The sequence below is a fragment of the Aequorivita sublithincola DSM 14238 genome (assembly GCF_000265385.1).
Classification (GTDB): Bacteria; Bacteroidota; Bacteroidia; order Flavobacteriales; family Flavobacteriaceae; genus Aequorivita; species Aequorivita sublithincola.
Genome location: NC_018013.1, coordinates 2,364,827 through 2,390,451, shown reverse-complemented (window position 1 = coordinate 2,390,451; position 25,625 = coordinate 2,364,827). Strand labels below are relative to the sequence as shown.

19 protein-coding genes are annotated in these 25,625 nt (G+C 36.2%); 11 read left to right on the top strand and 8 right to left on the bottom strand.

The features are described 5' to 3' along the window. Positions 1-9: 9 nt before the first annotated feature. From AEQSU_RS10960 to AEQSU_RS10920, 9 genes are all read left to right on the top strand, one after another. Positions 10-783 carry an O-methyltransferase gene (locus AEQSU_RS10960; protein ID WP_014782930.1) on the top strand — a complete coding sequence of 258 codons (774 nt, stop codon included), beginning with the start codon at positions 10-12 and terminating at the stop codon, positions 781-783. A 129-nt stretch (positions 784-912) separates the two neighbouring features. Continuing rightward, positions 913-1,620: an ABC transporter ATP-binding protein gene (locus AEQSU_RS10955; protein WP_014782929.1), complete on the top strand. Its 708-nt coding sequence runs from the start codon at positions 913-915 to the stop codon at positions 1,618-1,620. Positions 1,621-2,294: 674 nt separating this feature from the next. Further along, on the top strand, positions 2,295-2,867 hold the full coding sequence (locus tag AEQSU_RS10950; protein ID WP_014782928.1) for a cob(I)yrinic acid a,c-diamide adenosyltransferase: 573 nt from the start codon (positions 2,295-2,297) through the stop codon (positions 2,865-2,867). A gap of 306 nt (positions 2,868-3,173) precedes the next feature. Then, positions 3,174-3,395, top strand: a complete 222-nt coding sequence (locus AEQSU_RS10945) for a DUF2795 domain-containing protein (RefSeq protein ID WP_014782927.1) — start codon at positions 3,174-3,176, stop codon at positions 3,393-3,395. 319 nt (positions 3,396-3,714) lie between these two features. Beyond that, on the top strand, positions 3,715-7,074 hold the full coding sequence (gene secA, locus AEQSU_RS10940; protein WP_014782926.1) for a preprotein translocase subunit SecA: 3,360 nt from the start codon (positions 3,715-3,717) through the stop codon (positions 7,072-7,074). Positions 7,075-7,285: 211 nt separating this feature from the next. After that, entirely contained in the window at positions 7,286-7,762 is a 477-nt protein-coding gene (locus AEQSU_RS10935) for a DUF4199 domain-containing protein (protein WP_014782925.1), read from the top strand. Positions 7,763-7,838: 76 nt separating this feature from the next. Continuing rightward, positions 7,839-9,386, top strand: coding sequence for a helix-turn-helix domain-containing protein (locus AEQSU_RS16205; protein ID WP_014782924.1), 1,548 nt, complete (start codon positions 7,839-7,841; stop codon positions 9,384-9,386). Positions 9,387-9,393: 7 nt separating this feature from the next. Beyond that, a complete protein-coding gene (locus AEQSU_RS10925) occupies positions 9,394-10,524 on the top strand; it encodes a tetratricopeptide repeat protein (protein WP_157429274.1) in 1,131 nt (376 codons plus the stop codon). 183 nt (positions 10,525-10,707) lie between these two features. Continuing rightward, positions 10,708-12,006, top strand: coding sequence for a T9SS type A sorting domain-containing protein (locus tag AEQSU_RS10920; protein ID WP_014782922.1), 1,299 nt, complete (start codon positions 10,708-10,710; stop codon positions 12,004-12,006). A 113-nt stretch (positions 12,007-12,119) separates the two neighbouring features. Here the strand turns inward: AEQSU_RS10920 and AEQSU_RS10915 are convergent, their stop codons facing one another. From AEQSU_RS10915 to AEQSU_RS10905, 3 genes are read right to left on the bottom strand one after another with little or no spacing between them, the layout of a single operon-like run. Then, a complete protein-coding gene (locus tag AEQSU_RS10915) occupies positions 12,120-13,544 on the bottom strand; it encodes a DUF4097 family beta strand repeat-containing protein (protein ID WP_014782921.1) in 1,425 nt (474 codons plus the stop codon). Further along, positions 13,516-14,136, bottom strand: a complete 621-nt coding sequence (locus tag AEQSU_RS10910; protein WP_014782920.1) for a hypothetical protein — start codon at positions 14,134-14,136, stop codon at positions 13,516-13,518. The genes AEQSU_RS10915 and AEQSU_RS10910 overlap by 29 nt, the downstream gene beginning before the upstream one ends. Next, positions 14,120-14,665, bottom strand: a complete 546-nt coding sequence (locus AEQSU_RS10905; protein WP_014782919.1) for an RNA polymerase sigma factor — start codon at positions 14,663-14,665, stop codon at positions 14,120-14,122. Before AEQSU_RS10905 ends, AEQSU_RS10910 begins: the two co-directional genes overlap by 17 nt. 149 nt (positions 14,666-14,814) lie before the next feature. On the opposite strand from AEQSU_RS10905, the gene AEQSU_RS10900 reads away from it, so the two are divergent. Continuing rightward, positions 14,815-15,348, top strand: a complete 534-nt coding sequence (locus AEQSU_RS10900; protein WP_014782918.1) for a DUF2383 domain-containing protein — start codon at positions 14,815-14,817, stop codon at positions 15,346-15,348. 49 nt (positions 15,349-15,397) lie between these two features. Here AEQSU_RS10900 and AEQSU_RS10895 read toward each other — a convergent pair whose 3' ends face one another. After that, positions 15,398-15,826: an organic hydroperoxide resistance protein gene (locus AEQSU_RS10895; RefSeq protein WP_014782917.1), complete on the bottom strand. Its 429-nt coding sequence runs from the start codon at positions 15,824-15,826 to the stop codon at positions 15,398-15,400. A gap of 94 nt (positions 15,827-15,920) precedes the next feature. Here AEQSU_RS10895 and meaB point away from each other — a divergent pair, with 94 nt between their 5' ends. Then, positions 15,921-17,003 carry a methylmalonyl Co-A mutase-associated GTPase MeaB gene (gene meaB / locus AEQSU_RS10890; protein ID WP_014782916.1) on the top strand — a complete coding sequence of 361 codons (1,083 nt, stop codon included), beginning with the start codon at positions 15,921-15,923 and terminating at the stop codon, positions 17,001-17,003. A gap of 21 nt (positions 17,004-17,024) precedes the next feature. On the opposite strand, the gene AEQSU_RS10885 is transcribed toward meaB, so the two are convergent. The 4 genes from AEQSU_RS10885 to AEQSU_RS10870 form a co-directional block, all read right to left on the bottom strand. Continuing rightward, positions 17,025-17,912 carry a diacylglycerol/lipid kinase family protein gene (locus tag AEQSU_RS10885; RefSeq protein WP_014782915.1) on the bottom strand — a complete coding sequence of 296 codons (888 nt, stop codon included), beginning with the start codon at positions 17,910-17,912 and terminating at the stop codon, positions 17,025-17,027. After that, the gene (locus AEQSU_RS10880) at positions 17,902-19,899 is read right to left on the bottom strand and encodes an LTA synthase family protein (protein WP_014782914.1); all 1,998 of its coding nucleotides are present in this window, start codon (positions 19,897-19,899) and stop codon (positions 17,902-17,904) included. Before AEQSU_RS10880 ends, AEQSU_RS10885 begins: the two co-directional genes overlap by 11 nt. A gap of 121 nt (positions 19,900-20,020) precedes the next feature. After that, positions 20,021-24,427, bottom strand: a complete 4,407-nt coding sequence (locus AEQSU_RS10875; RefSeq protein WP_014782913.1) for a DUF7619 domain-containing protein — start codon at positions 24,425-24,427, stop codon at positions 20,021-20,023. 119 nt (positions 24,428-24,546) lie between these two features. After that, complete coding sequence (locus AEQSU_RS10870; protein WP_014782912.1) at positions 24,547-25,485, bottom strand: NAD-dependent epimerase/dehydratase family protein; 939 nt, start codon at positions 25,483-25,485, stop codon at positions 24,547-24,549. Positions 25,486-25,625 lie beyond the last annotated feature (140 nt).

Here is a 25,625-nt window from a genome sequence, read left to right as displayed (position 1 = left end):
TTCAAGATTATGATACATCAATCAAAAAGTTTTATAAAATTTGTTCGGCTTTCCAAAAACAAACACGGGGTGCACTCCCCTTTTGTGTATAATTTGGTAACGAAGTGCTTCAACGATAAAACAAAATACACTGAATATGAAGTTTTAAAGCAACACCGTCAAGCCTTACGAAAAGATACTTCAATGTTTGAAATGAAGGATTTTGGCCAAGGCTCCCGAGTGTTTAAAGGCAATGCCAGAAAAGTTTCCGCAGTTTTGAAAAATGCGGGGATGAAAAAGAAACAACAAAAATTGCTCTTCCGATTGGCGAAGTACTTTAAGAGTGAGAACATTTTGGAATTGGGCACTTCGCTCGGTTTGGGAACTGTAGCTCTTTCAATTTCTAATGAATTCGCCGCAATAAATACTGTGGAAGGCTGTCCAAATACATTAGGAAAAGCACAAAGTTATTTTGAAAAATTCAACCTTCATAATATTGCAATTCATCAACAACTTTTTAGTGATTTCCTTTCAAAAAATACTTCGCAAAAATATGATTTGATCTTCATAGACGGCGATCACAATGGCGAACGGACTTTGGGTTATTTCAATTCACTTTTAAAAAATATCCACAACGACTCCGTCATAATTTTTGACGATATTTACTGGAGTAAGGATATGACGGCAGCGTGGCAGCAAATAATCACGCACGAAAAAGTTACAGTAAGCATAGACACCTTTCAATGGGGACTCGTTTTTTTTAGAAAAGAGCAACGAAAGGAGCATTTTATTATTAGGGTTTAAATTGTTCATTATTATTGTCACCCTGATCGCAGTCGAAGAGTTGGAATTTGGTTTTTGTCATTTGTAATTTAATTTTCTGTAACAACCCTCGTACCTTTGCGTCCTATTAAAGAATATTGAAAAACAGCTATGAGTTTAGTAATAAAGATTCGAAATATCACAAGAGATTTTCCACTTGGTAATGAAATTGTAAAAGTTTTAAAAGGAATTGACCTAGACATTGAACGCGGTGAATACGTAGCATTGATGGGACCTTCAGGTTCTGGAAAATCTACTTTGATGAATCTTTTGGGCTGTTTAGACACACCAACTTCGGGCAGCTACGAACTAAACGGAAGCGACGTTAGCAATATGAGTGATGATGAGTTAGCTGAAATTCGCAATAAAGAAATAGGTTTCGTTTTTCAAACCTTTAACCTTCTGCCCCGCACTACTGCGCTAGAAAATGTGGCTTTACCGATGATTTATGCTGGCGTATCAAAAGCAGATAGAACCGAGCGCGCAAAACAAGTTTTAACAGATGTTGGACTTGCAGATAGAATGGATCACAAACCAAACCAGCTCTCTGGAGGACAACGTCAACGCGTAGCGGTTGGAAGAGCCTTGGTAAATAAACCTTCCATAATTTTAGCCGATGAACCTACGGGAAATTTAGATTCGAAAACTTCGGAAGAAATTATGGCTTTATTCAACGATATTCATAAAGCTGGAAACACGGTAATAGTAGTTACTCACGAAGAAGAAATTGCGGAACGCGCTCATAGAATTATCCGTCTTCGGGATGGGGTGATTGAGAGTGATACTAAGAAGGAAGTTGGCTTTAGTCAGTTGCTGTAGATGGTTTTTGGGATTCGTTGATTCGGGATTCGTTAATTCGGGAATTCGTTAATTCGTTAATTCGTTAATTCGGGAATTCGTTAATTCGGGAATTCGTTAATTCGGGAATTCGTTAATTCGTTAATTCGTTAATTCGTTAATTCGGGAATTCGTTAATTCGTTAATTCGGGAATTCGGGAATTCGTTAATTCGTTAATTCGGGAATTCGTTAATTCGTTAATTCGTTAATTCGTTAATTCAGAATAAAGTTTTTTAAATTTTGTACTTCTCTTTTCGTATTTCTTATTTCGTATTTTATCTTTGAGCTATGAATCTCGACCTTTCAAATCCAATCGTTTTAACAGTTGGCGGCATACTATTCTTGGCCATTCTATATTTTTGGAACAAACGCAACTCTTCAAAACAAAGACAACGCAAACAGAAAAATTTTCGCAGCAGTTATTACGAACGTAAAAAAGAACTGGAGAAAGAAAGTAAACAGTAACCCTTAGGCGCGTGATTCATCGCGCGCCTAGATTTCAAATAAATCTCGCAGATTAAAAATTCTACAAAATTTCCTTTTCGTCTTCACGCCATTCCAAGCCGTTTTTTAAAGTAGTTATTCGTAATTTTGAAACATCAAACATACTTTTTCACTTATTCACAGATTAACAAACTCACTTATTCACAAACCCATGAAAATATACACCAAAACTGGCGATAAAGGCACAACAGCCCTTTTCGGCGGTACACGCGTTCCTAAACACAATATCCGCATTGAAAGTTACGGTACTGTTGATGAGCTGAACTCATATCTCGGATTGATCCGTACGCAAAATATAGATGCAAGAAGCAAAGAAATATTGGTTCACATTCAAGATAGATTATTTACTCTTGGTGCCATTTTAGCCACGGATCCCGCAAAAGCTACACTGAAGAGTGGAAAAGAACGTTTAAACATTCCAAAAATTGAAGAAGAAGATATAGAGCTTTTAGAAAAGGAAATGGACAGTATGAACGAAGCCCTGCCAGAAATGACGCATTTCATCTTACCTGGTGGAAATTCTACAGTGTCATATTGTCACATTGCTCGCACCGTCTGCCGCCGTGCAGAACGTCGGGCCACGCTTTTAAATGAAACAGAACCTATTGACGAAAAGGTAATTAAATATTTAAACCGACTATCTGACTACCTCTTTGTGCTGGCACGAAAGTTGTCTAAAGACCTAAACGCGGAGGAGACGCAGTGGATTCCGAAGAAATTGTGAGTTGTCGGTTGTCGGTTGTCAGTTGTCGGTTGTCGGTTGTCGGTTGTCGGTTGTCGGTTGTCGGTTGTCGGTTGTCGGTTGTCGGTTGTCGGTTGTCGGTTGTCGGTTGTCGGTTGTCGGAAAAATGGTGTAATTTTCCAAAATAGTGGCTTTACGATAAATAACTTATCAACAAACATCTTTATAAAACATTGAAAATCAGTAAACAACAAACGTTCTTTAAAATAGTGCAGAAATAACTTAGATTTTACTTGACTTTTTAATCTAAAAAATTACTTTTGCAGAAATTATAAAACCTAAAGTGCTATGTACTGGACATTAGAATTAGCATCCTATTTAAGCGATGCACCCTGGCCCGCAACCAAAGACGAATTAATTGATTACGCGATCAGGACTGGTGCTCCACTAGAAGTAGTGGAAAACCTTCAGGCAATTGAAGACGAGGGCGACTCTTATGACTCTATTGAAGAGATCTGGGCAGACTACCCTACCGACGACGATTATCTTTGGAACGAGGATGAATATTAATCCAAAAGTTTTGGAAAACATTTAAAAAATAATATAAAAAGTCTCTTTTACGAGGCTTTTTTTTATTTAAAAAGTATTGAAAAAATAAAACCACGAATACACGAATTATAGAAAGGTATTCGTGTATTCACGGTGAAAGAAAGATATTGATTAACCACAAGTCTGGCGACAGCCAGCCAAAAAATACACTTTAGAAAAAAATATTCGTGTATTCGTGGTGAAAGAAATAATATTTTGGAATTTTAATTTTTTTATATTCTGAAATCAAAATTGATAAAACAGTGCTGCCCCGCAACACTTCAAAATAAATTAACACATCATGGGAATATTAGATAATGTACTAAAAGTTTTTGTTGGCGATAAATCAAAAAAAGATATTGGCGAAATACAGCCGCTGGTAAACGAGGTTAAGAAACACGAAGCGGCCATAGAAAAACTTTCCAACGACGAGCTTCGAGCGAAGACTGATTACTTCAAAAAAGAAATAAAAGACGCTCAAAAAGAGGTGCAGGATCAAATTGATGCACTTGAAAAAGATTCGGAAACCGAAGAAGACATCAACAAAAAGGAAGATAACTACAACCAAATAGACAAACTGAAGGACGATCGCTACGAAATTGAAAAAGCGACCCTTACCAAAATACTTCCTGAAGCCTTTGCTGTGATGAAAGAAACTGCAAAACGCTTTAAAAACAACGAAACTATTTCTGTTACCGCTAATCCTTTTGACCGAGAAGTTTCCGCAGCCAAAGATTACGTAAGCCTTGAAGGCGACAAAGCCGTTTGGAATAACTCTTGGGATGCCGCCGGAAAACCTATCACTTGGGATATGGTTCACTACGACGTTCAACTTATTGGTGGGGTTGCACTTCACGAAGGTAAAGTTGCTGAGATGCACACAGGGGAAGGTAAAACTCTTGTTGCAACGCTCCCAATGTACTTAAACGCTCTTGCTGGAAACGGGGTTCACCTTGTAACAGTAAACGATTATCTTGCCCGCCGTGATAGCGCTTGGATGACACCTTTATTCGAGTTTCACGGAATGACAGTTGATTGTATTGACAATCACCGTCCAAATTCAGAAGAAAGAAGAAAAGCCTATTTGGCAGATATTACTTACGGAACTAACAACGAGTTTGGTTTCGATTATTTGCGTGATAATATGGCGCATTCGCCAAACGATCTTGTACAACGTCCGCACCACTACGCTATTGTGGATGAGGTGGATTCGGTTTTGATTGATGATGCACGTACGCCACTTATTATTTCTGGACCCGTTCCGGAAGGCGATCGTCACGAATTCAACGAACTTAAGCCTAAGATTAACAATATAGTTGAAGTACAAAAAAAGTATTTAACTGGAGTTTTAGCTGAAGCAAAAAAACTTATAAAAGAAGGTGACCACAAAGAAGGTGGTTTCCAATTGCTACGTGTTTTCCGTGGTTTGCCGAAAAACAAAGCACTCATAAAATATCTTTCGGAAGAAGGAATAAAACAAATTCTTCAGAAAACCGAAAACCATTATATGAGCGACAACAACCGTGAAATGCCGAAGGTTGATGCGGAGCTCTATTTTGTAATTGACGAAAAAAACAATCAGATAGATCTTTCAGATAAAGGTATCGATTTTCTTTCCGGTGAAGGTGATCCAGATTTCTTTGTAATGCCAGAAATTGGAACAGAAATAGCCGATATTGAAAAAAAGGGACTTTCCAAAGAAGAGGAAGTTGCCGAAAAAGAAGAGCTTTTCCGTGAGTTTTCTATCAAAAGTGAACGTATCCACACTATGAATCAGCTTTTGAAAGCTTACACGCTTTTTGAAAAAGATGATCAATATGTGGTTATGGAAAACAAGGTAATGATCGTTGACGAACAAACCGGACGTATTATGGATGGTCGTCGTTATAGCGATGGACTTCACCAAGCAATTGAAGCAAAAGAAGATGTGAAAATTGAGGCAATGACTCAAACTTTTGCAACTATTACGCTTCAGAATTACTTCCGTATGTATCGCAAACTTTCAGGGATGACGGGTACTGCAGTAACTGAAGCAGGCGAACTTTGGGAAATATACAAGTTAGATGTAGTTGAAATTCCAACTAACCGTCCAATTGCACGTTTTGATCGTGATGATAAAATTTACAAAACAAAACGTGAAAAATACAACGCCGTTGGTGAAGAAGTTGTAGCACTTTCACGAGCAGGAAGGCCGGTTTTGATTGGTACTACTTCCGTAGAGATTTCAGAATTATTGAGTAGAATGCTTAGTATCAAAAACATTCCACACAACGTTTTGAACGCAAAACTCCACAAACGTGAAGCGGATATTGTTGCCGAAGCAGGAAAAAGCGGAATCGTAACCATAGCAACCAACATGGCTGGTCGTGGTACGGATATTAAATTAAGCGAAGAAGTGAAAAAAGCGGGCGGACTTGCAATTGTAGGTACTGAGCGTCACGATTCGCGTCGTGTGGACAGGCAGTTACGTGGTCGTAGTGGTCGTCAAGGAGATCCAGGAAGCTCACAATTTTATGTTTCTTTGGAAGATAACTTGATGCGTCTCTTCGGAAGCGAGCGAATTGCAAAAATGATGGATAAAATGGGCTTGAAAGAAGGCGAAGTTATTCAACATAAAATGATTTCAAAATCTATAGAGCGTGCACAGAAAAAAGTAGAAGAAAATAACTTCGGTATCCGTAAAAGATTGCTTGAGTATGATGATGTAATGAACGCCCAACGTGAGGTGGTTTATAAACGTCGTTTCCACGCACTATTTGGCGATCGTCTTCGTGTGGATATTGCTAATATGATTTTTGATACTGCCGAAGTAGTTGCCGAAAGCAACAAAATGGCGCAAGATTACAAGAATTTTGAGTTTGAATTGATTCGTTACTTCTCCATGGCCTCTCCTATTTCTGAAAAGGAATTTGAGAAAATGGACAGCGCGGAAATTGCAGGAAAAGTTTATAAAGCGGCTTATATTCATTATCAGAACAAAATGATTCGCAATGCTGAAATGGCATATCCTGTAATCAAAAATGTTTACGAAACACAAAAAGATAAATACAAGCGAATTTTAGTGCCATTTACAGATGGCGTTAAAACCTTAAATGTGGCTACAGACCTTGAAAAAGCTTATGAATCGGAAGGAAAGCAATTAGTGCACGATTTTGAAAAGAACATTACGCTTGCGATTATTGATGATGCTTGGAAAACGCATTTGCGTAAAATGGACGAGCTAAAACAATCGGTTCAGCTTGCAGTACACGAACAGAAAGATCCATTACTTATCTATAAATTTGAAGCTTTTGAACTTTTCAAAGCGATGATCGAAAAAGTAAACAAAGATGTAATCTCGTTCCTTTTCAAAGGTGAACTTCCACAGGAAAACCAACAACAAATCCAGGAAGCACGTGAGGTAAAATCAAAGGAGAAATTAAGCGAGCAAAAAGACGAAATTCCGAATATGGATGAGCGTTCAGCACAATCGCGTGCTGCTGGGAACACACAACCTCAGCATCAGCAGGTAACGGAGACAATAACGCGTGAGCGTCCAAAAATTAACCGTAACGATAAAGTGACAATCAAACACGTTATGAGCGGTGAAAACAAAGAGATGAAGTTTAAACAAGCCATTCCATTGTTAGATAAAGGCGATTGGGTTTTGGTGGATGAATAGTTTTTTGACTTAAGGCGAAAGGACTTAGGAAGTAAGACTATATAGTTTTTTGGTTGGGTAATTCTTATCATAAACTCTTTGTCCAACTCTGTGTTATAGCTTTTCCACAAAGAAAATTTAAGCAAACAAACAGAAACAATCCCGAAGTAAAATCTTCGGGATTTTTTATGGTAAAAAACCTATCTTTAATCGCTATTTAAAAAAAGAAAAAATGAAGAAAGTATATATAGAATTAAAATGGGCCTTCATATTCACAATAGCCATTCTTTGCTGGATGTTACTGGAAAAAACCCTAGGTTGGCACGAAGAACAAATTGCAAACCACCAATGGCTAACCCTTTTATTCGTACCCTTTGCCATATTGCTATATTTATCTGAAATGCGCGAAAAACGAAGAAGAGTCTATGGCGGAAAAATGACTTGGTTGCAAGGATTTACTTCTGGCGTAATTCTTACTATTTTCATCACCCTACTTTCTCCATTGGCGCAATACGTTACCCACAATTACATCACTCCGGAATACTTCAACAACGTTATAGAATATTCCGTAACTAACGATTTGATGACGCGCAACAAGGCTAATGAATTCTTCAACATAAATAGCTATATGTGGCAATCTGCTTTTGGCGCTTTGGGTTTAGGAGTTGCAACTGCAGCTAATGTTGCCTTTTTTGTAAGGAAGAAATAGTTTTCAATTCATTTTAAGAATTACTTCTACCTTTATTACATAGTAACTACTTTTACAGTCCAAAACACAATTATTCATGCGTTCGTTTTGTACAATCTGGTTTTTATTGATTTTCTGTGGCATTGCTGCTGCACAGGAAGGCAATACCTCTAGCCTACTAATGCAAGCGGAAAACGTTCTCTACACAGAACCGCAGGAGTCAATCCGCATTGCGGAATATGTTTTGGAAAAATCTGATCAAGCACCAAAATTGCTGCAGGCCGCCTATATACTTACTCGTGGTTTTTATATGGAAGGAAAATACGATCAAGCATTAAAAATTGGATTGAAGTTTTCAGAAGAAGAATTTAAAGGCGATACTGTCACAAAAACTAAGTTGAATATTCTTCTTGCAAAAATACTGAAGGAGCTGGAAATCAATTCGCTAGCAAGCTATTACGGCAACAGGGCAAGCAATTTGATAAATGAAAACTCCAAAAATGATATTCAAAGTTGGACTGAGGGAAAAATTATTCAATATTCCTTAATCGAGAAAGAGGCAAGTAGCACTAAAAATAGCTTAGACCACTTTTATAAAGCAAAAAATAAATTCAAAAATCAGAAGACAGGAGCCTATACTTTCCAAATAGGGAATATTAATCTCGATCTGGCAGAAGTTTACCTTCGGGAATTTCAGCTGGATTCTGCTCAGGTTTACATTTCAAAAGCCTTACGAGAAAGCAAGAAAAATAAAGCTGGCAATTATTTAGAAATGAAGTCACTCATCAAATACGGTAACTTTCTTTTTCTTAAAAACACTCATTCTGAAGCTATTGACAGCCTAAATTCTGCAATGGAGATTGCCCAAAAATTTCAAAATTTATCTGAACAAATTATTATTTCTCAAGCCATCGCCAAAAATTATTTAGCGCTAAATAACATTGCAGCGTTTAATAATTATAACCAAATGACGGAGCAACTCAACGACACAAGAGGTGACAATGAAAATGACGCGGTAAATACGGCTTATAATATTTTTAATAATAATGAAACGCAACGATTTGATTTACTTCAAACAAATTCAAAATGGCTCTTATTTGTTCTAGGCGGAATTCTACTTATGCTATTACTAATTCTAGGATACACAAGGCTGAGATACAAAGCCAAGATAAATCAGTACCAAAAATTTATAGGATATTTGGAAAAAAGAAAAGAATTAGTCACTGCTACTCCGCCATCAAAACCCGATACAATTAGGACGCTAAATGTTCCAAAAGAAGCAGAAGACCTCTTGCTAACAAAACTGAGAAAGTTTGAAAAGTCACAAGATTTTACTAACAAAGACATCTCACTTTCACGGTTGGCGCTGCAATTTGAAACAAATACTAAATACCTTTCTGAAACTGTAAACACTCACAAACAAAAAAACTTTAACGGTTATATTAATGAATTACGTATCAATTATATTATTGATAAATTAAACAACGACTCTCAATATTTACAGTACAAAATAAGTTATTTGGCTGAAGACAGTGGCTTTTCATCCCACAGCGTTTTTGCCACAGTATTTAAATCGGTTACCGGAATTTCTCCCACAACATTTATAACCATATTGCGAGACAAACAAGAAAGCCCTGCGGCTTAGCATAATAATGATGAAAACTAAAATTTCATACAGATTGTATTTCTTGATTAGCAGTTTTTTCTTGCTTTCTCAGGTACTTTGGCCACAACAAAAAATGGACAGTATCCTAGCTTTAGCAACCCAGCAGATTTATGAAAACCCAAATCTAGCCATTGAGAAAGCGAACGAGATATTAAAATCTCCCGAAGCTACGATCGACCTTAAGGTTCGTGCAATCATTGTGGTTTCTACTGCATATTCATCAAAAAGAGATTACGAAAAATCGTTGGAATATTCCCTACGGGCTATTGACATGTTACCTAATGTAACCGACATAAATTTAAAGATACTTCTACTTAACAGAACTGGCGGTCAATATCAAGAATTAAAAGTTTACGATAAGTCGCTAACGTATTTGGACGAAGCTTATAAATTACTCAAAACATTATCTGAAAGTATAGATAAATCTAAAGCATTAGGTTTCAATAATCTAGTTCGTGGATTTATTTATAGAGAACAGATGAGTTGCGATACAGCCTTAGATTATTTTAATCGTTCCATTGAAGCTTATAAAAAAGTATCGCCCCAATCTCTGGTAACTTCAAATTTGAGTATTGCATGCTATAATAAGGGAAATTGCTTGCTTACAATCAATAATTTAAACGATGCGGAAGCTAGTTTTCTGCAAGCAATAACGTATGCGGAAAATAATAATGCCAAAAGCTTGATTGCATTTGCCAAAAAAGGACTTGCAGGTTTTTATACTGCTAAAAAAAACTATCAAAAAGCTATTGATCTCCTTGTTGAAGCACTTCAAAATTCAGAAGAAGTTGGAGATAAAATATTAAATCGATCTATTTACATGGCTTTAGCAAATAATTATTTGGCCGTAAACGATTTAAAAAATTATTCTCTTTATCAAAACAAAACGCTGTCTATTCACGATGAAATTATAGAAACCGAACGGAAATCTATTGACAATTCCATCCAAAACATAATGGAAGCAAATTCCAAAAAGATTGACGATTTTCAAAAAAGAAATAACCTATTCCGCTCCATACTTTTAATACTAATAATTGTTGTAATCATTTTTATTGTCCAATCAATTTATTCTTCTGAAAAGACTTTAAATACACTTAAAAAACAATTGAAGCTTTAATAATTTCAATAATTAAATAAACTTCACATTTTTCTACCAGTATTTTTATCTATTGTTCCTCAAGCATTTAAATATTAAATGCTATAGGAATTCCGAATTTCGAAAGACTCTTTCTTTTATAAGAAACCTGTTCAATATATCTTGCGGCTTCAAATTAAACTAATTCTATACAAAACAAACAAAATGAAAAAAATTACCTTTTTTGCAAAAAGCGTATTTATGGCAGCCATTCTTCTTGGTTCCCTAAATGTTGCTGCACAAGTGGAATTGAAAGTTCTTACCCAAATGTCCACGCGTTTTAACGATGTTAACGATTCAGGATTTGGCGTAACTGTTGGACAGTATTATAACTTCACAACAGGAACCTTAACTTCTCCAGAACCAGAAGCGGTTATGTTGGCTTCAACTAACAATGACGAAAATGTTGCAGGGTTCATGTTTTATGACGAACCCAATTTTATTTTACAAGCCGGTTATAGAATGAATGGGGTTTGGATGCCAATTGGGTTTACTCCAAATCAAGATCCAACAAACTATGACGAAAATTTCACTTACGGAATCTCTCCAAATAGTAGATACATTACTGGTCAATCCAACATTGGTAATGATTATGGAGGATTTTTGTTTGACACACAAACAGAAGAACTTATAATTTCCCTAGACCCTCAAGGTGAAGCGAGCGCTTCTTACGCAGTAAACGACAGTGGTATTATGGTGGGATGGGTTGATCGACCAGATAGTGGCGGAACACTTCGAGTGCCTGCTTATAGAACTTTGGACGGGGAATATCACCTCATTCCAGAAGGTCAACTGCCTACAATTTCGGGAGTAAATGCTATTAGCGACATAAACAGTGCTGATGTAATGGTAGGCGATTTCGATCTTAAACCATTTATGTACAATAGAGCTACCAATACTTTTACAAGTTTTGATGTTCCTACTGGAGCAGACTCTGCAGCTTTTACAAGTATTTCTGAAAACGGTGTGGCTGTTGGTTTTGCAGATGTAGACTTTCAAGTAAGAGACGCAATAATTTACCATCCTTCCTTAGGTGACCAACCGTTATTTTTAAAGGATGTTTTGGCAGATAATGGTGTAACAGTAAATACTCCAGATGGACTTTTGGGAACAGCAATTTCAGTTTCACCAAACGGAAAATATATTGCAGGTTGGGTAAATGGTTCTCCACCATTTGCTGAAGGCTGGATGGTTTATCTTGATGATCTTATCTTGGGAACCAATACAGTTTCACAAAATACTGTGTCTTATTTCCCAAACCCTGTTGAAAGCATACTTCATCTAAATTCAAAAGAAGCGATTGATTCTGTAAGTGTTTACACAATTACAGGTCAACTAGTTTCAAACATTGCTTTCAATGAAAACAAAACTGAATTGAATTTTTCAAGCTTAGCCACTGGCGTGTACTTAGTAAAAGTAACTAGCAATGGCAGTGTAGAAAATTTAAAAGTAGTGAAGCAATAACTAGACTCCCTAATTCTATGCACTTTTGTGCAAGCCCCTTTTCATTTTTTGGAAAGGGGTTTTTTTGTCTTTAAGAGTGTAGCGAAGCAATCTCATAAGGCGAAGCAAAGCAATTATTGAAGCGAAACGTTGCTATATGTAGAATTAATTGTAATCGTTTTATTCGAGCTATTATTTTGATTAAACCCTTTTACCAAAACTCTATCTGCGTTTTTTGATTCTTTAAGTTGAAGTGTTTTCGGAAATTTTAAAGTAGATTTTTTTCCGTTGAAATAAAAAGAAAACGCACCAACTGGCACTTTTACTCTTGCGTCGGTATTTTCCAAATTTATATCTAAAGTTTCAAAACCATCAGAAATTTTATCAATCCTTAAATCCCCAAACGAGCCAGAAAGAAAGGCTTGTTTGGTAATATTGCCTATACGAACATCGCTGGAGTTGGCGGATAGGCTTAGGTTTTGAACATTTTCAATAGAACAATTATCCACATACTTCACATTTAGCGAACCCTGTTTCCAAGTGTTCACAACAACTGAAGCATACGAAGCATTGATGGAGGTCTGTCCTCCATCAATGCTGTTTGCTTTAAACGGTGTGTAATCCAAATTAGCCCGCATATTATTTGCATCTGCCATTTTTAAATTGCCGTGACGAATGTTTACATTGGTTTTTGTGTTTTTTGGCATTCTGATTATTATCGTTTTTTTGCCATTTCCACTACTTGATTTAGTACTTCTGCTACCTTGAATAACGATGGAAGTACCGTTTGGGCTATTGGTTACTGTCTTTGAGTAATCGCTATCATCATAATCATCATTGTCTTCATCAAATTGTTCTGCCCAAGCCTCCATTTTTTTACCGAATTGTTCGCCCCAAGCTTCCATACGCTTTCCGTAGGCTTCGCCCCAAGCGTCCATTCTTTTGCCATAAGCTTCTCCAATGCTATCCGCTCTCTTATCATCCCACGAATCCTCAAAACTTTCGCCCCACTTCTCCATCTTCTTTTGAAAATCTTTTCCAAATTTCTTATCCATTTGAGCTTCAAACTTTTTCATATAGCCCTTTTCATCTTTTTGATAGGCTTCATAATCAAATTGAACATTACCAAGATTTTCCAACAAGTCATCTGGAAGTGGTGGTACTTTTGTGTTTTGAAGCATTGGCAAAACCATGTTCTCCATCAACGGACCAATAAAATCCATTGATGGCATATCGCTCACTGCAAAATTTTGATTTCCGGAGTCGGAACTGATTTCAATTTTTTTACTGTTTCCGGTAATATTCAAGTTCCAATTTTTCATTAAACCCTGCTTTTCTTTCTCTGAAAGCTTTTCATCTTCAATATAAGCCTCCACCTCTACTTTATCTTTGTTCCAAGTTTCAAAAATGATGTTTGTATAGGAAGTATTCACAGAAACTTCCACATTATCAGATACATTGAAACTTTCTACTCGTTTTTGTTGCGAATAGCCGAAGGTGCCAATTAACAGCAGTAAAAGGAACGCTGTTCTACGTTTGTATAGCTTTGTATTCTTCATTGTTTTGATTATTAAGTTCTTTTAATTTATTTTTTAGTTTGAACAGCAAATCCAAACGCATTTTCAAATTATCAATCAACGCGGTTACCGCAGCTTCCGTTGGGCCAACTTTGCCAAGTTCAACGTTGAGTGAAGTGTATTCTTTGTCCAATTCTGCAAGCCTTTGCATATAACCATCTACCAAATCTTTGTTTTCATCATTTATTTTTAAAGATGCCAACTGCACGTTGATTCCGGTCATATAATATTCCTCCACTTTTTTAAGGTCTGGAGAAATATCTGCCAATGTCAGTTTTGGAGTATTATCCAATTCAATAGTATTTGCATCCTCTTCAACTACGAAATTTTTAGAATCATCAATATTATTAACCCCCGAATTTGAAAGCTGTTGATAGCCAAAAAAGCTCACGGAAAGTAATACGATAGCCACGGCCGCTATTTTCAGCCATTGCTTAGAACTGTGCTTTTCTTGAGAAATAGTTTCCGAAAAAGCCTTATCTAATTTTGCTTCAAATCGTGCTTCGTGTCCCTTCGGAAGTTCCAAAGGTTCAGGTGAATAATTCTCAAACATTTTTTTAATATCCCGTGCCATAGCGCAAGTGTTTTAGTGTTTCTTTCAATTTCGTTTTTCCGCGATGCAAATAGGTTCGCGATGCATTTTCAGAAATCTGCAGTATTTCTGAAATTTCCTGATGGTCATAACCTTCAATTAAAAACAATTTTACCGTCGTTCTGTAATTGTCTGGCAACTCTTCAATGGCAGCCAAAACTTCTGAAACCGTCGTTTCATCTGCAATAGACCAATCATTTTCTGCTTCAACAATCGTAAAAACTTCATCCTTTAAAGGTTCCGTTTCTAGTTTTCTTGCTTTGATTGTGTCTAGGCAAGTGTTGATAACAATCCGTTTCAACCAAGCCCCAAAAGTGACGTCTCCTTTAAATTGGCTCAGTTTTTGAAATGCTTTAATGAAGGCTTCCTGCATTGCGTCTTCCGCCGCCGCGGTGTCCTTTAAATATCTTTGAGCTATGACAAACATGCCGTCACAATATTTTCCATAGAGCGCCATTTGCGCCTTACGATTGCATTGTTTGCATTGCTCGATGATTAGTAAATCGGACAAACTTGATGGTTTTTTTGGTTGCTGTTCTCTTTAAAGACGACAAAAGAAAAAAGATGTTGCAATATATGTTGAAATCTTTTATAAAAAATTTGATAGTTAGAATTTTGAATACACCTATTTTACACTAACTTTGTTAAAATTGTACAATTATGGAAAAGAAATACGCAGATTTTGATAAACTTAACCGCTTGCTAGTGGCTTGTTTTGAAGCAGAGAAGTTGTACTACAACGCTGCCCAAGATGCTCAGACCACAGATTTAAAACGGTTTTTAAACTACATGGCTGTTGAACGCAACAGAATGAGCCACGATATCTCCAACGAGCTGCACTCGCGAGATATCGAGCCGTTGAAGGAAGATTCTGAAAAAGGAAACTTGGATCGCACTTGGCAAGAAATTAAAGAAGCTCTAGAACATTTTGATGTGGAAGCTCTTGTAAATTCTTGTATAAGCCGTGACCGCAACAACATTAAAAGGTATGACGAGCTTTTGGAACGCAAACAATTGCCAGATAGCATTCTTGAACTTTTGGAAAAGCAGAAATACCAATTAGAATGGTATATCAAGCAGGCTGCACAACAGCCAAAGAAAAGTGCTTTTGTGGAAGTAAAAGTTGAAGAAAAAAAAGAAGATCCCTGTATAGAAAATCAAGGCGGAAAAGTGATAAACTTAAAAGCAATGTAAAACAAAAAAGCCCTGGATTCAGGGCTTTTTTAATACTTTAAGGTTTGGATTATTCGTCCAAAAGCAAGTTTAGAGTTACTGTAATATTATCGCGTGTAGCTCTAGAATATGGGCAAACTTCGTGTGCTTTGTTTACTAGATCTTCGCCAGTTTCAACATCAACTCCTGGTAAATAGCAGTCTAAGGTTGCTTTTAGTTGTAAATCACCATCCTTGGTTTTTCCAATTTCAATATTAGCTGTAACGCTCATATCGTCACCCAACTTGATTTTTTTACTTTCGGCAACCATTTGTACTGCGCCACCAAAACAAGCCGCATAGGCACTCCCGAAAAGTTGTTCAGGATTAGTTCCTTTACCGCCATCGCCACCCAAACCTTTTGGAACTGAAAGCTCCATATCAATTTTATTATCATCTGTGGTTACGTGCCCTTTTCTGCCGCCTACTGCTGTAGATGAAGCTTCATATAACTTTTTCATTTTTTTTTGAATTTTAAAATTATTAATTTTCAAGATACTGCGTTAAACCCGTTTTTAAAAGAACAAATTCATAAAATTGTCCTAAATTCACGCTGTGGCAAAGAAGAAAAAAAATATAAGTGCTTTAAACGAAAAAGAAGGCGTTTTGCAACCTGAAACCTTAAATATGGTGGTTGCAAAACAATTAAAAAGTCTTAAAAAGAAATCTCCATCTGTTGATGAACTGGTTTCTGGAATTCTAAACCAGAATCAAACTGCGCTTAGTCAAGCCATCACAATTATTGAAAGTAGAGCTCAAAAACATCAGCAACAAGCAAAAGAGATTATTGAGCGATGCTTGCCACGTTCCAACAAATCCATCCGAATTGGTATTACTGGTGTTCCCGGCGCAGGAAAAAGTACTTTTATTGAAAGCTTTGGAAAATTACTAGTTTCTGAAAAGAAAAAAGTTGCCGTTCTCACCGTTGATCCTAGCAGTAGCATTAGCAGAGGAAGTATTCTAGGCGATAAAACCCGAATGGAAGATTTGGTGAAAGAGGAAAATGCTTTTATCCGTCCTTCCGCCAGTGGCGATACTTTGGGCGGTGTTGCACGTAAAACTCGTGAAACCATTATTCTTTGTGAAGCAGCTGGTTTTGATGTTATTCTAATTGAAACCGTAGGCGTTGGCCAAAGTGAAACCGCCGTCCATTCTATGACCGATTTCTTTTTACTACTGAAACTCGCAGGAGCGGGTGACGAACTACAAGGAATAAAACGCGGAATTATGGAAATGGCAGATTCCATAATTATCAATAAAGCAGATGGCGAAAATCTTAAAGCCGCAAAAATGGCGAAAAATGAATTTAACCGTGCGCTTCATCTCTATCCCGCCAAAGAAAGCGGTTGGGCGCCAAAAACACTTTTATGCAGTGCCCTTAAAAATGAAGGAATTTCTGAAATTTGGGAAGTAATTTCAACTTATTTTGAAACCGTAAAAAGCAATGGATATTTTCAGAATAAACGAAAAGAGCAAAATAAATTCTGGCTGTTGCAGACTGTTGAAAGTAGATTGAAAATTGAGTTTTATGCAAATCCTTCCGTTAAAAAAGAACTTGAAAAACAATTAAAAGCTTTGGATGAAAATAGAACTACGCCTTTTGAGGCGGCTGAGAAATTATTAAACCTATCCAAATAAGGTAGTTTCAATTTAAAAAATTTATTGAACACACACATTCAAGCTTTTTGGATGAATCGCAATCTCAATTCTAGGTTCTTTCGGAACAAAAAACTCTCCATCTTTTTGCGTTTTCAAAATTCTATTATCCTGACTTTTTATTTCCAAAGATGTAATTTGCTCAAATCGCACTTCTTTCATCCAATGCTGTTTTTTGAAAAGAAAAAGTATTGCGAAAATGAAGAGTTTGAAATGTGAAAGTTCTGGCACAATAACCAAATCCAACAATCCATCTTGCAAGGACGCGCGGGGCGTCAGACTCATTTTATAGCCCATTTCATTACTATTTGAAACGAAGAGCAGAAAGGGTGAAATCAATTCAGTAGTTCCATTGTATTTCAGTTCTACTATATTTTTATAGTGATAATTTTTCAGCGTTCGCAAGGTAGATTTCACATAACTGAATAGTTGACGCGTAGTATTTTCTTCAAAATCTGAGATAACATGGGCGTCAAAACCCACGCCTGTGTTGCTGAAAAACGGTTCGCCATTTAGTGTGCCAGTGTCTATGGCAATCGCATTCTGACTTTTAATAATGTTCAATGCTTTATTTAGATTTTTCGGAATTTTTAAATTGGAAGCCAAACCATTGCCAGAACCCATTGGCAGAATTCCTAAAATAACTGAGGTACTAACTAAAGAAGAAGCCACTTCATTGATAGTTCCATCGCCGCCACAGGCAACGATTATTTGCGCTCCTTCATCAATTGAAGCCTTTGTTAGCGACGTTGCGTGAAGTACAAATTCGGTTTTTTTTATTGAAACGGAATATTCATCTTTAGGAAAATAGGTTTCCAACAAAGCTTCGGAAAGTTCGTTTTTACCCTTCCCCGCAATCGGGTTTACAATAAAGTGAATGTTAGTTTTCAAGTCCCAAACTTTTCAGTTTCAATCCCCCATTTGAAAATAAATAGTCTGCGGTTTGATAGTTTGAAATTATTTCCTTTAGAAATACTTCGTCTTCCTTTAAAGGCTGTAGTTCATTAGTTTCTCGGTTCCATTTATATGAATTCGAAGCTCTTTGATCGCCCAAAACCATTACTTCATCGTTTCCTTTTAACAAACCTAATTTTCTATAAGTTCCCACAAAAGCACGTTCTTCTTCGGGTTTCATCTTTAAGATATCGGTTCCGTACAAATTAGAATCATAGTTCCAGTTAAGCAACGAGAATAGCGTTGGGAAAATATCAATTTGCGAAGCCATTTTGTCAACTTTTTCTGGTGAAATATTTGGCAAATTCAACATCAAGCCTGGAATGTGATAATTTTTCACGTCCAATTCTTGGCGGCCAGCGCTAGAAGCACAATGGTCTGCCATAATAATTATGACTGTATTTTTGTACCATTCCTTTTGCTGTGCTTTCTTCAGAAACTGACTAATGGCGTAATCTGTATATTTTACCGCGCCACTTCTCCCCGAGCCTGATGGAATATCAATTTTTCCTTCGGGATAGGTATATGGACGGTGGTTGGACGTAGTCATCACAAAATCGAAAAAGGGTTTGCCGGCACTGTGAGCTTCATCAGCGACTTTAATTACTTTGTTGTAAATATCTTCATCGGCAATTCCCCAAGCGTTTTCAAAAGTTACTTCTTCATCTTCAATATTGGTACGGGTTGTGGTGATGCTTTTATCTAGTAAGAAACCACGACCACGATCTACAATATTGAAACCATTTCCACCAAAAAAACTGTTCATATTGTCAAAATAACCATCGCCGCCGTAAAAGAAATTCCGGTTATAGCCTTTCTGTTTGAAAACTTCACCAATAGTAAATAGTTGCTGATTGTTTTCGCGTTTCACAATGCTTCGTCCCGGTGTTGGCGGAATGGAAAGCGTGATTGCCTCCATACCCCGAACGGTTCGCGTTCCGTTAGCAAAAAGATTGTTGAAAAACAAACTGTGATTTGCTAAAGAATCCAACGTTGGCGTAATGTTTTCTTTATTTCCGAAGCTTCCTAGAAATTTTGCGCTAAGGCTTTCAACGCAAATAAAAATTACATTTGGTTTAAGTTCTGGCAATGAATCAATGTTTGAAATATTTCTAAAAATCAATTCTTTTTCAGGGAATAGTATACTATCTCCGCGTTTTTTAAACTCCGAATTCACTTCAGCAAAAGCATCTTTTACGGGAAGAGTTTTGTAAAAATCTGTAAACGAAAGCTCGTTATTTTGAAAAGCGGCAAAGAAGGAATAGATTCCTGTTTTTGCAATTTCGTTGTTGTATCGGTTTTCAAACTGTTCGGCATCTTTGTTTTTTACAAATAGTGCAAAAATGGCGGCAATTGCTATAAAAAATAAGGTTGGAAGTAATTTTTGTTTGGAAGTGTTTTCGTTATTGAACGTTTTTCGTAAAACTCCTTTTCGCTTTGTCCTATAAAGTAGAAAGGCTGTTAAAAGTAAAATACCACCTACCAATAAAGGTATTGGATAGGATTCGTTGATGTTTTTTACAACTTCATACGTATAAATCAAATAATCTACCGCAATGAAATTGAAGCGATTTTTGAATTCTTCCCAAAAAGTGATTTCCGCAAAAAAGGAAAACAGAAAAATAATGATTCCAAGTGTATAGGCGAACCAAGTTACAATTCTGTCAAACAATGAACCATACCATTTCTTTGGAAAAATCAATAAATACAATGCATACGGAACGGCAAAAAAGGAAACCGTCCCAATATCAAATAGAAAACCGATGAGCAATGTATTGCCTATTTTGAAAAAGGAAGTATCAACTTCGCTCAACATCCAAAAGGTAAAAACGAGGCGAATTATTGTTGAAAGAACTATAAAAGTGCCAACAAAATACCACAGAAGCCGAAATCTTTTTGGAAAAAATCTTGAGAATAATAACATGAAGGGAGTTGGTTGTCTACAATAAAACGAAATTAGTCTTACTGATTATAAGACAACTAAATTAGTCATTTTGAATCATTTCGTTTCTAAAAGTAACTATTCTTTTAATTTGTTTTAGCGTTTAGTTCCTTATCAACTTTTTCACTATTTCATTTTCGTTACTGTCTTTAATTTTCACGAAATAAATACCATTAGCAAGCTTTTCAGTATTCAAAGAGTGAATTCCTTGCAAATTTATTTCTTTAGATAAAAGTTGGCCCAATTCACTATATAATTCTACTTGCTGGATAATTCCACTATACTTTATAGTTACGTTTCCACTAGTAGGAACTGGAAATAAAGTTAGTTTTATTAGCGAATTTTCGGTCACGCCCAATTCTTCAATTATTGTAGTTGTTACCGTATTAGTTATAATGGCTGGGTTATAATCGAAAAATATATTTGCTGTATTGTCCACAGAATCACCAATTTGAAGATTTGAAATTGGCAATATCTGAAAAGCTATATATCCGTTACTACCTTCGGGATCAGTAGTTTCTGGCGGTAAATCTATATTCTCAAATATGAAATTAACCTCATTGTTATTCCTGATTTCCACCCGATACTCATGACTTGACGAAAGCGTTCTAATTGTATTCCAGTTTAGATTATTACTTAAATGATCCGTAACTTTAACAGTAGTTGCGTTTGCAGTACCTGTATTTTGAAAACGAATAACATAGTCTAAATAATCATTCGCTTCATCAATAAAAATTGAAGTGCCTTGAGCTACTTGCTTGTCATTTGGATCGTAAGAATTTACAATAATTTGATCCATTTCGGCCACGTTATTGTCTGGGTTGGCGTCTGATCCAATCGGATTGATGGTCGTGCTGAAATGTAGAATATCACCGCCTTGGTTAATTGGTGGTGGAAAAGTGTTGAAAACCACTCGTATTTCTTTTGACTGAAAAGGCAGTAAATCTGTAAAATCCCAAGAAATAATATCATTATTAATGGTTGTTTGCGAAGGGTTTGCCATTAAAAAGCTTTGACGGGAATCATCAAATTGTAATGTTACATCGCCATTGAGCGGCTGGGTTCCCAAGTTTTCATAGACAATCAGGTATTCTGTCTCAAACCCTGGTTGCGCTTGATTTAAAGGAAGTATAGTCACCCTTAAATCGTCAAAAATTGTAGTGGCTGTTAAACAAAAATCTACGGTGTCTTCGTTTCCGTTTCCTGTGAAAGTTGTTGTGGCTGAAGCTGGCGTAGCTTCAAAATTTTCTGGTAAGGATTCAGAATTTATTGAAATTGTGAAAGTTCCTTCGCCTACAAAAATTAAATAAGAACCATCATCTTTAGTTAATGTTCTGTAATTATTAACCCCATTTGAAACATCAATAAGAATCGAACCAGCTCCGTAATCTGAAGAATCGCAACCATTCACATTAAAGTCATAACGCACATTTCCTAATATTGTATTGTAATTACACAGGCTCAAAATATCGTTATCACTATCGCAACCTGTACCATTGCCGTAAATGATATAGTTTGTATTGGTCTGTAAATAGCCGCAAACTGGTAAAATAGAACACATGCTTAGGTTGGGATTGCTTGTAATCTCAAGGTTGTCAAGTAAGTTATAATCTAAATTATCCAGACCTTCCAGACTTGTTAAATTGGTATTTGATTTTATTAATAAATCACCTTCAACGGATTGCAAATTTTCTAAACCTATTAAATTTTGCAAATTAAAGTCAATTGAAACTTTAAGGTTCCCACCTACGGTCTCCAAACTTGAAATACCATTTAGCGTATGAATTCTTCCCTCAATTAAGAAATCGCTGCCAATGGAACCTAATTGCCCCAAGCCTGTAAAATCTTCAACCGGATTGCCTTGGCTTCCTGCAAATTGAACGGGAGTGGACCTGAAATAACCACCAATGGATGTTAGATTATCTAAACCAGAGAAGGTAGAGAAATCGCCGCGAATTTCACAATTTCCAGTTACCGTTGTTAGGCCTTCTAAGCCATATAATCCAGGCATAAAATCTTTACTCTTTAAAGAAAGGTTTCCATTTATGGTTGTTAAGTTTTCCCAACCTAATAGAGAATCTACCGTACCATCAATTGTAACATCGCTGCCAATTGAAGTTATAGAACTCATTACAAGATCAACAACTGGGTTTGAGGAGTTTCCCATTTCTTCTAATTTAAAATAATCTCCTACTGTGGTTAGATTGTTCAAATTCAGGTAGGTGCTCAATTTTTCAATTTCAAAATGTTCATCCACAGTTTCTAAAGAAGAAAAATTTACATGTTTCAAGGCACCGTTGCGATTTATCTCAACATGACCAGGTACGTTAACCAATAAATTCAAATCAATTTTCCTTATCCCATTTTGGTAAAATGTGATATTACTGCCTATAGATGTTAAGATTTCCATGCCTATAATTTCCCACGCACCACATCCAACAACACTAATCCCTCCACCAATGGTTGTTAAATTGGGTGGCCAATAAAAATATTGAAAATCGGAACTAATACCAGAGAGTACGAAAGATCCACCAAGGGTTTCCAAAGAATCAAAGCCCTGAAATTGAGGCACAATGGTTATATCTGTATAATAAAAAGTTCCTCCCATAGAAACCAAGGAATCAAAACCAGTTTGTATTTTACAGCGAGCAATATAAATACCTCCACCAATAGTCAATAAATTATTCAGACCTTCCACATCACTAAAGGTTTCCATATTTTCAAATCGCATAGACCCTCCAATGGCAGTTAATGAACTTAAAGTATTTAAGTTTTTGAACGAATCTACTCTATCAAACCAGACATCTCCAGAAATTGATGCTAGCGAATTAAAGCTTGGCATTGAAACAAGTAATGGACTAGTAGTAAATTTCATATCTCCACCAATAGCTTCCAAATTTTCAAAACCTTGAAATTGTGTGGCAATAGAGTTACTAGAAAAGATAAAACTACCTGAAACAGTGGTTACCAATGGAAAAGAGTTTAAATTACTCAACACAATGTTATCAATTATTTCAAAATTTCCATTAATGGTGGTAATTGCGTTGAAACCAGTTAATGTATCTAGATTATGATTTCCTATAATTGAATAAGAGCCTACAGTTTCCAAGGCATTAAACACGTTTATAGCTTGAAGATTTGGGTTTTGATTAATTGAAAACGCACCTGTTATTTCAGTAACACTATTAAAACCTGAAAAATTTATCAAACTATTATTATTGTTGATTTTAAAATCTGCTCCAACAGAAAGCAACGAATTAAAACCGGCAAGCGTTTCTAATTTTGGGTTTGAATCGAGTTTCAAGCCACCGCCAATTGTTTCAACAGCATTAAACCCTGAAATGCTTAATAATTCCGCAGAGTTTGAAAGATCCAATGATCCTGGAACATTCGTCAAACTTTGGAAGTTATTTACGGCAAGAAGCGAAAAATTGTTGCTCAAGTTTAAATCCCCACCAACAGTAGTAAGATTGTTGAAATCGGGGATGGTTGTCATTAACCCATTGTTGGAAATCTTTAAATAACTACCTACGGCTGACAATGGAGTATATCCTGCAATTGAAGTTAGAACACCATTATCAAAAATAGACATATAGCCACCTACTCCAGCAATCCCAGGAAAATTAATGTTGGTAAGCTCGTCGCAATTTTGAATTAATAATGAGCCACCGATAGTTTGGAGGGTGGCACATGTCATATCTTCAATAGTGCTATTTGTAATAATGAAATCTCCTCCAATAGAATTCAACGATAATAATCCATCTAAATCGTTAATATATGAACCTGAATTTAAATCCAAATTGCCACCAATACTGGTAAGTCCACTTAATCCATACATAGAATTTATGGAAGAGGTGATGTCAAGATTCCCCCCTATACTTTCCAAACTCTGTAATCCATCCAAATTATTAGAATTAATATTTACATTTATCATTGCAAAATCTCCTCCAATACTTTGCAAATTATTTACACCCAATAATCTTAATAAATTATTATTATTCTTAAATTTTAAATCTCCACCAATAGTAGTAAGTGCATCCAGACCAATTAAAGTCTCGAGACTACCGTTATATTCTATGTTCAAAGTTCCCCCAATAGAGACCAAAGAACTCAAACCTAAAAACTTTTCAAGTTTTCTAGCTACAAAATCACCGCCAATATTTGTTAAGGATCCAAGACCATTACAATTATAGATCAGAGTACCTGAAATTTCAAATTTTCCAGTAATGTTTGTTAGGTTATCCAACCCTGCCAAATATCTTAGGCGAGTGTTCGCGGTTATCACTAAATCTCCATCAATGGACGTAATGGAACTCAGACCATTTAGATTTTCAATGGTACTTCCGCTTATTGTTAAATTATTGGTAAGCTGTGTACAACCAGGATAGTTTATAGCAAAATTATCTATATCATCTTGTGTGGAAAGAACTATAGGTCCTGTAGGGCATTGCGCTAAAATATAATTAAAGCTAAAAGCTATAAACAAGAAGAGGAGTGTAGTTTTTTTCATATTTATTTTATGGCAATATACATTTAAATTAATTTCTCAAACAAATGGTAATAAAGGTGAAAAGATACCAAAAAACGGAAGTGAAAATAAATTACTGAATATTAGATAATTACAAAAAATTAAAAATTTTCTTTAAACCATTCAGTTTGAGCAATCAATCCTTCTTTCAAAGTTGTTTGCGGGTTATAACTGAGCAGTTTTCTAGCTTTATCAATATTCGCTTTGGTTCTGGATTGATCGCCGTCACGTGGAGGATTTATTCCCGTTTTTATTTTCTTTTGAAGAATTTCCTCAGCCGTCGCAATTCCTTGTGCGGTAGTGCTTTCGGTTTCTGTTCCTAGGTTGAAAACCTCGCCATTGCAGACTTCTTCTTTACCAATAACACTCACAATTCCGTCCACAATATCTTGTACATAGGTAAAACTGCGCAAGTGTTTTTCGCTACCTTCAAACAACGGAAACGCTTTATTATTCAAGCCACAATCTATCAAGCGAGTGTAAAGTTTATCTGGTCTTTCGCGCGGCCCATAAACTGAAAACAGACGAAGTGAAGTTCCTTTCAATTTGTTTTCACGGCTTTTTGCCAGCACTAATTGTTCGGCAGCAAGTTTTGTAACGCCGTACCAAGAAGCGGGTTTCGGCGGAACGCTTTCAGGAAAAGTGGCTTCCAACCCATAGATTGAAGAAGTAGCAATATTCACAAAAAATGGTTTCTTTGCAAGTCTTTCAGCAAATTCAAGCAAACGCTGTGTTGCTAAAATATTATTGCTGAAATAATCTTCAAACGAAGAAGTGCTAGAAATACCAGGATGCGCAGCAAAGTGGAATATAAAATCTAAATCGTTTGGGAGATTTTCAGCTAAATCAGTATCTCTTAAATCAAGGTTTAGGATTTTGATATTTTTTCCTGAAAGGACTTTGGCATTCAGATTCTTTAGTGAAATATCGTAATAAGGCGAAAAATTATCAATACCAATCACCTCGTGACCAAGTTTCTTTAATCTTTCCGAAGTATGGGAACCTATAAATCCGGCAGCGCCTGTAACGAGTATTTTCATATATTTTCTTTTGAAACAAGACTGAAGGGATTCAGGAATCAAGACGAATTTGGATTTTATATCCAAAATTGTCCTGTGTCATTTAAGTCCTGTTTCTTGCTTCCTTTTCATCTGCAAAATAACATCTTTTTTAGCGTTAT

What these genes read in the sequence shown, in the direction of transcription:
- AEQSU_RS10880 (WP_014782914.1), bottom strand. Translation starts at nt 19,899, where the DNA reads ATGTTATTATTCTCAAGATTTTTTCCAAAAAGATTTCGGCTTCTGTGG.
- AEQSU_RS10900 (WP_014782918.1), top strand. Translation starts at nt 14,815, where the DNA reads ATGGAAAAGAAATACGCAGATTTTGATAAACTTAACCGCTTGCTAGTG.
- AEQSU_RS10910 (WP_014782920.1), bottom strand. Translation starts at nt 14,136, where the DNA reads ATGGCACGGGATATTAAAAAAATGTTTGAGAATTATTCACCTGAACCT.
- secA (WP_014782926.1), top strand. Translation starts at nt 3,715, where the DNA reads ATGGGAATATTAGATAATGTACTAAAAGTTTTTGTTGGCGATAAATCA.
- AEQSU_RS10945 (WP_014782927.1), top strand. Translation starts at nt 3,174, where the DNA reads ATGTACTGGACATTAGAATTAGCATCCTATTTAAGCGATGCACCCTGG.
- AEQSU_RS10925 (WP_157429274.1), top strand. Translation starts at nt 9,394, where the DNA reads ATGATGAAAACTAAAATTTCATACAGATTGTATTTCTTGATTAGCAGT.
- AEQSU_RS16205 (WP_014782924.1), top strand. Translation starts at nt 7,839, where the DNA reads ATGCGTTCGTTTTGTACAATCTGGTTTTTATTGATTTTCTGTGGCATT.
- AEQSU_RS10950 (WP_014782928.1), top strand. Translation starts at nt 2,295, where the DNA reads ATGAAAATATACACCAAAACTGGCGATAAAGGCACAACAGCCCTTTTC.
- AEQSU_RS10870 (WP_014782912.1), bottom strand. Translation starts at nt 25,485, where the DNA reads ATGAAAATACTCGTTACAGGCGCTGCCGGATTTATAGGTTCCCATACT.
- AEQSU_RS10920 (WP_014782922.1), top strand. Translation starts at nt 10,708, where the DNA reads ATGAAAAAAATTACCTTTTTTGCAAAAAGCGTATTTATGGCAGCCATT.
- AEQSU_RS10955 (WP_014782929.1), top strand. Translation starts at nt 913, where the DNA reads ATGAGTTTAGTAATAAAGATTCGAAATATCACAAGAGATTTTCCACTT.
- AEQSU_RS10915 (WP_014782921.1), bottom strand. Translation starts at nt 13,544, where the DNA reads ATGAAGAATACAAAGCTATACAAACGTAGAACAGCGTTCCTTTTACTG.
- AEQSU_RS10960 (WP_014782930.1), top strand. Translation starts at nt 10, where the DNA reads ATGATACATCAATCAAAAAGTTTTATAAAATTTGTTCGGCTTTCCAAA.
- AEQSU_RS10935 (WP_014782925.1), top strand. Translation starts at nt 7,286, where the DNA reads ATGAAGAAAGTATATATAGAATTAAAATGGGCCTTCATATTCACAATA.
- AEQSU_RS10875 (WP_014782913.1), bottom strand. Translation starts at nt 24,427, where the DNA reads ATGAAAAAAACTACACTCCTCTTCTTGTTTATAGCTTTTAGCTTTAAT.
- AEQSU_RS10895 (WP_014782917.1), bottom strand. Translation starts at nt 15,826, where the DNA reads ATGAAAAAGTTATATGAAGCTTCATCTACAGCAGTAGGCGGCAGAAAA.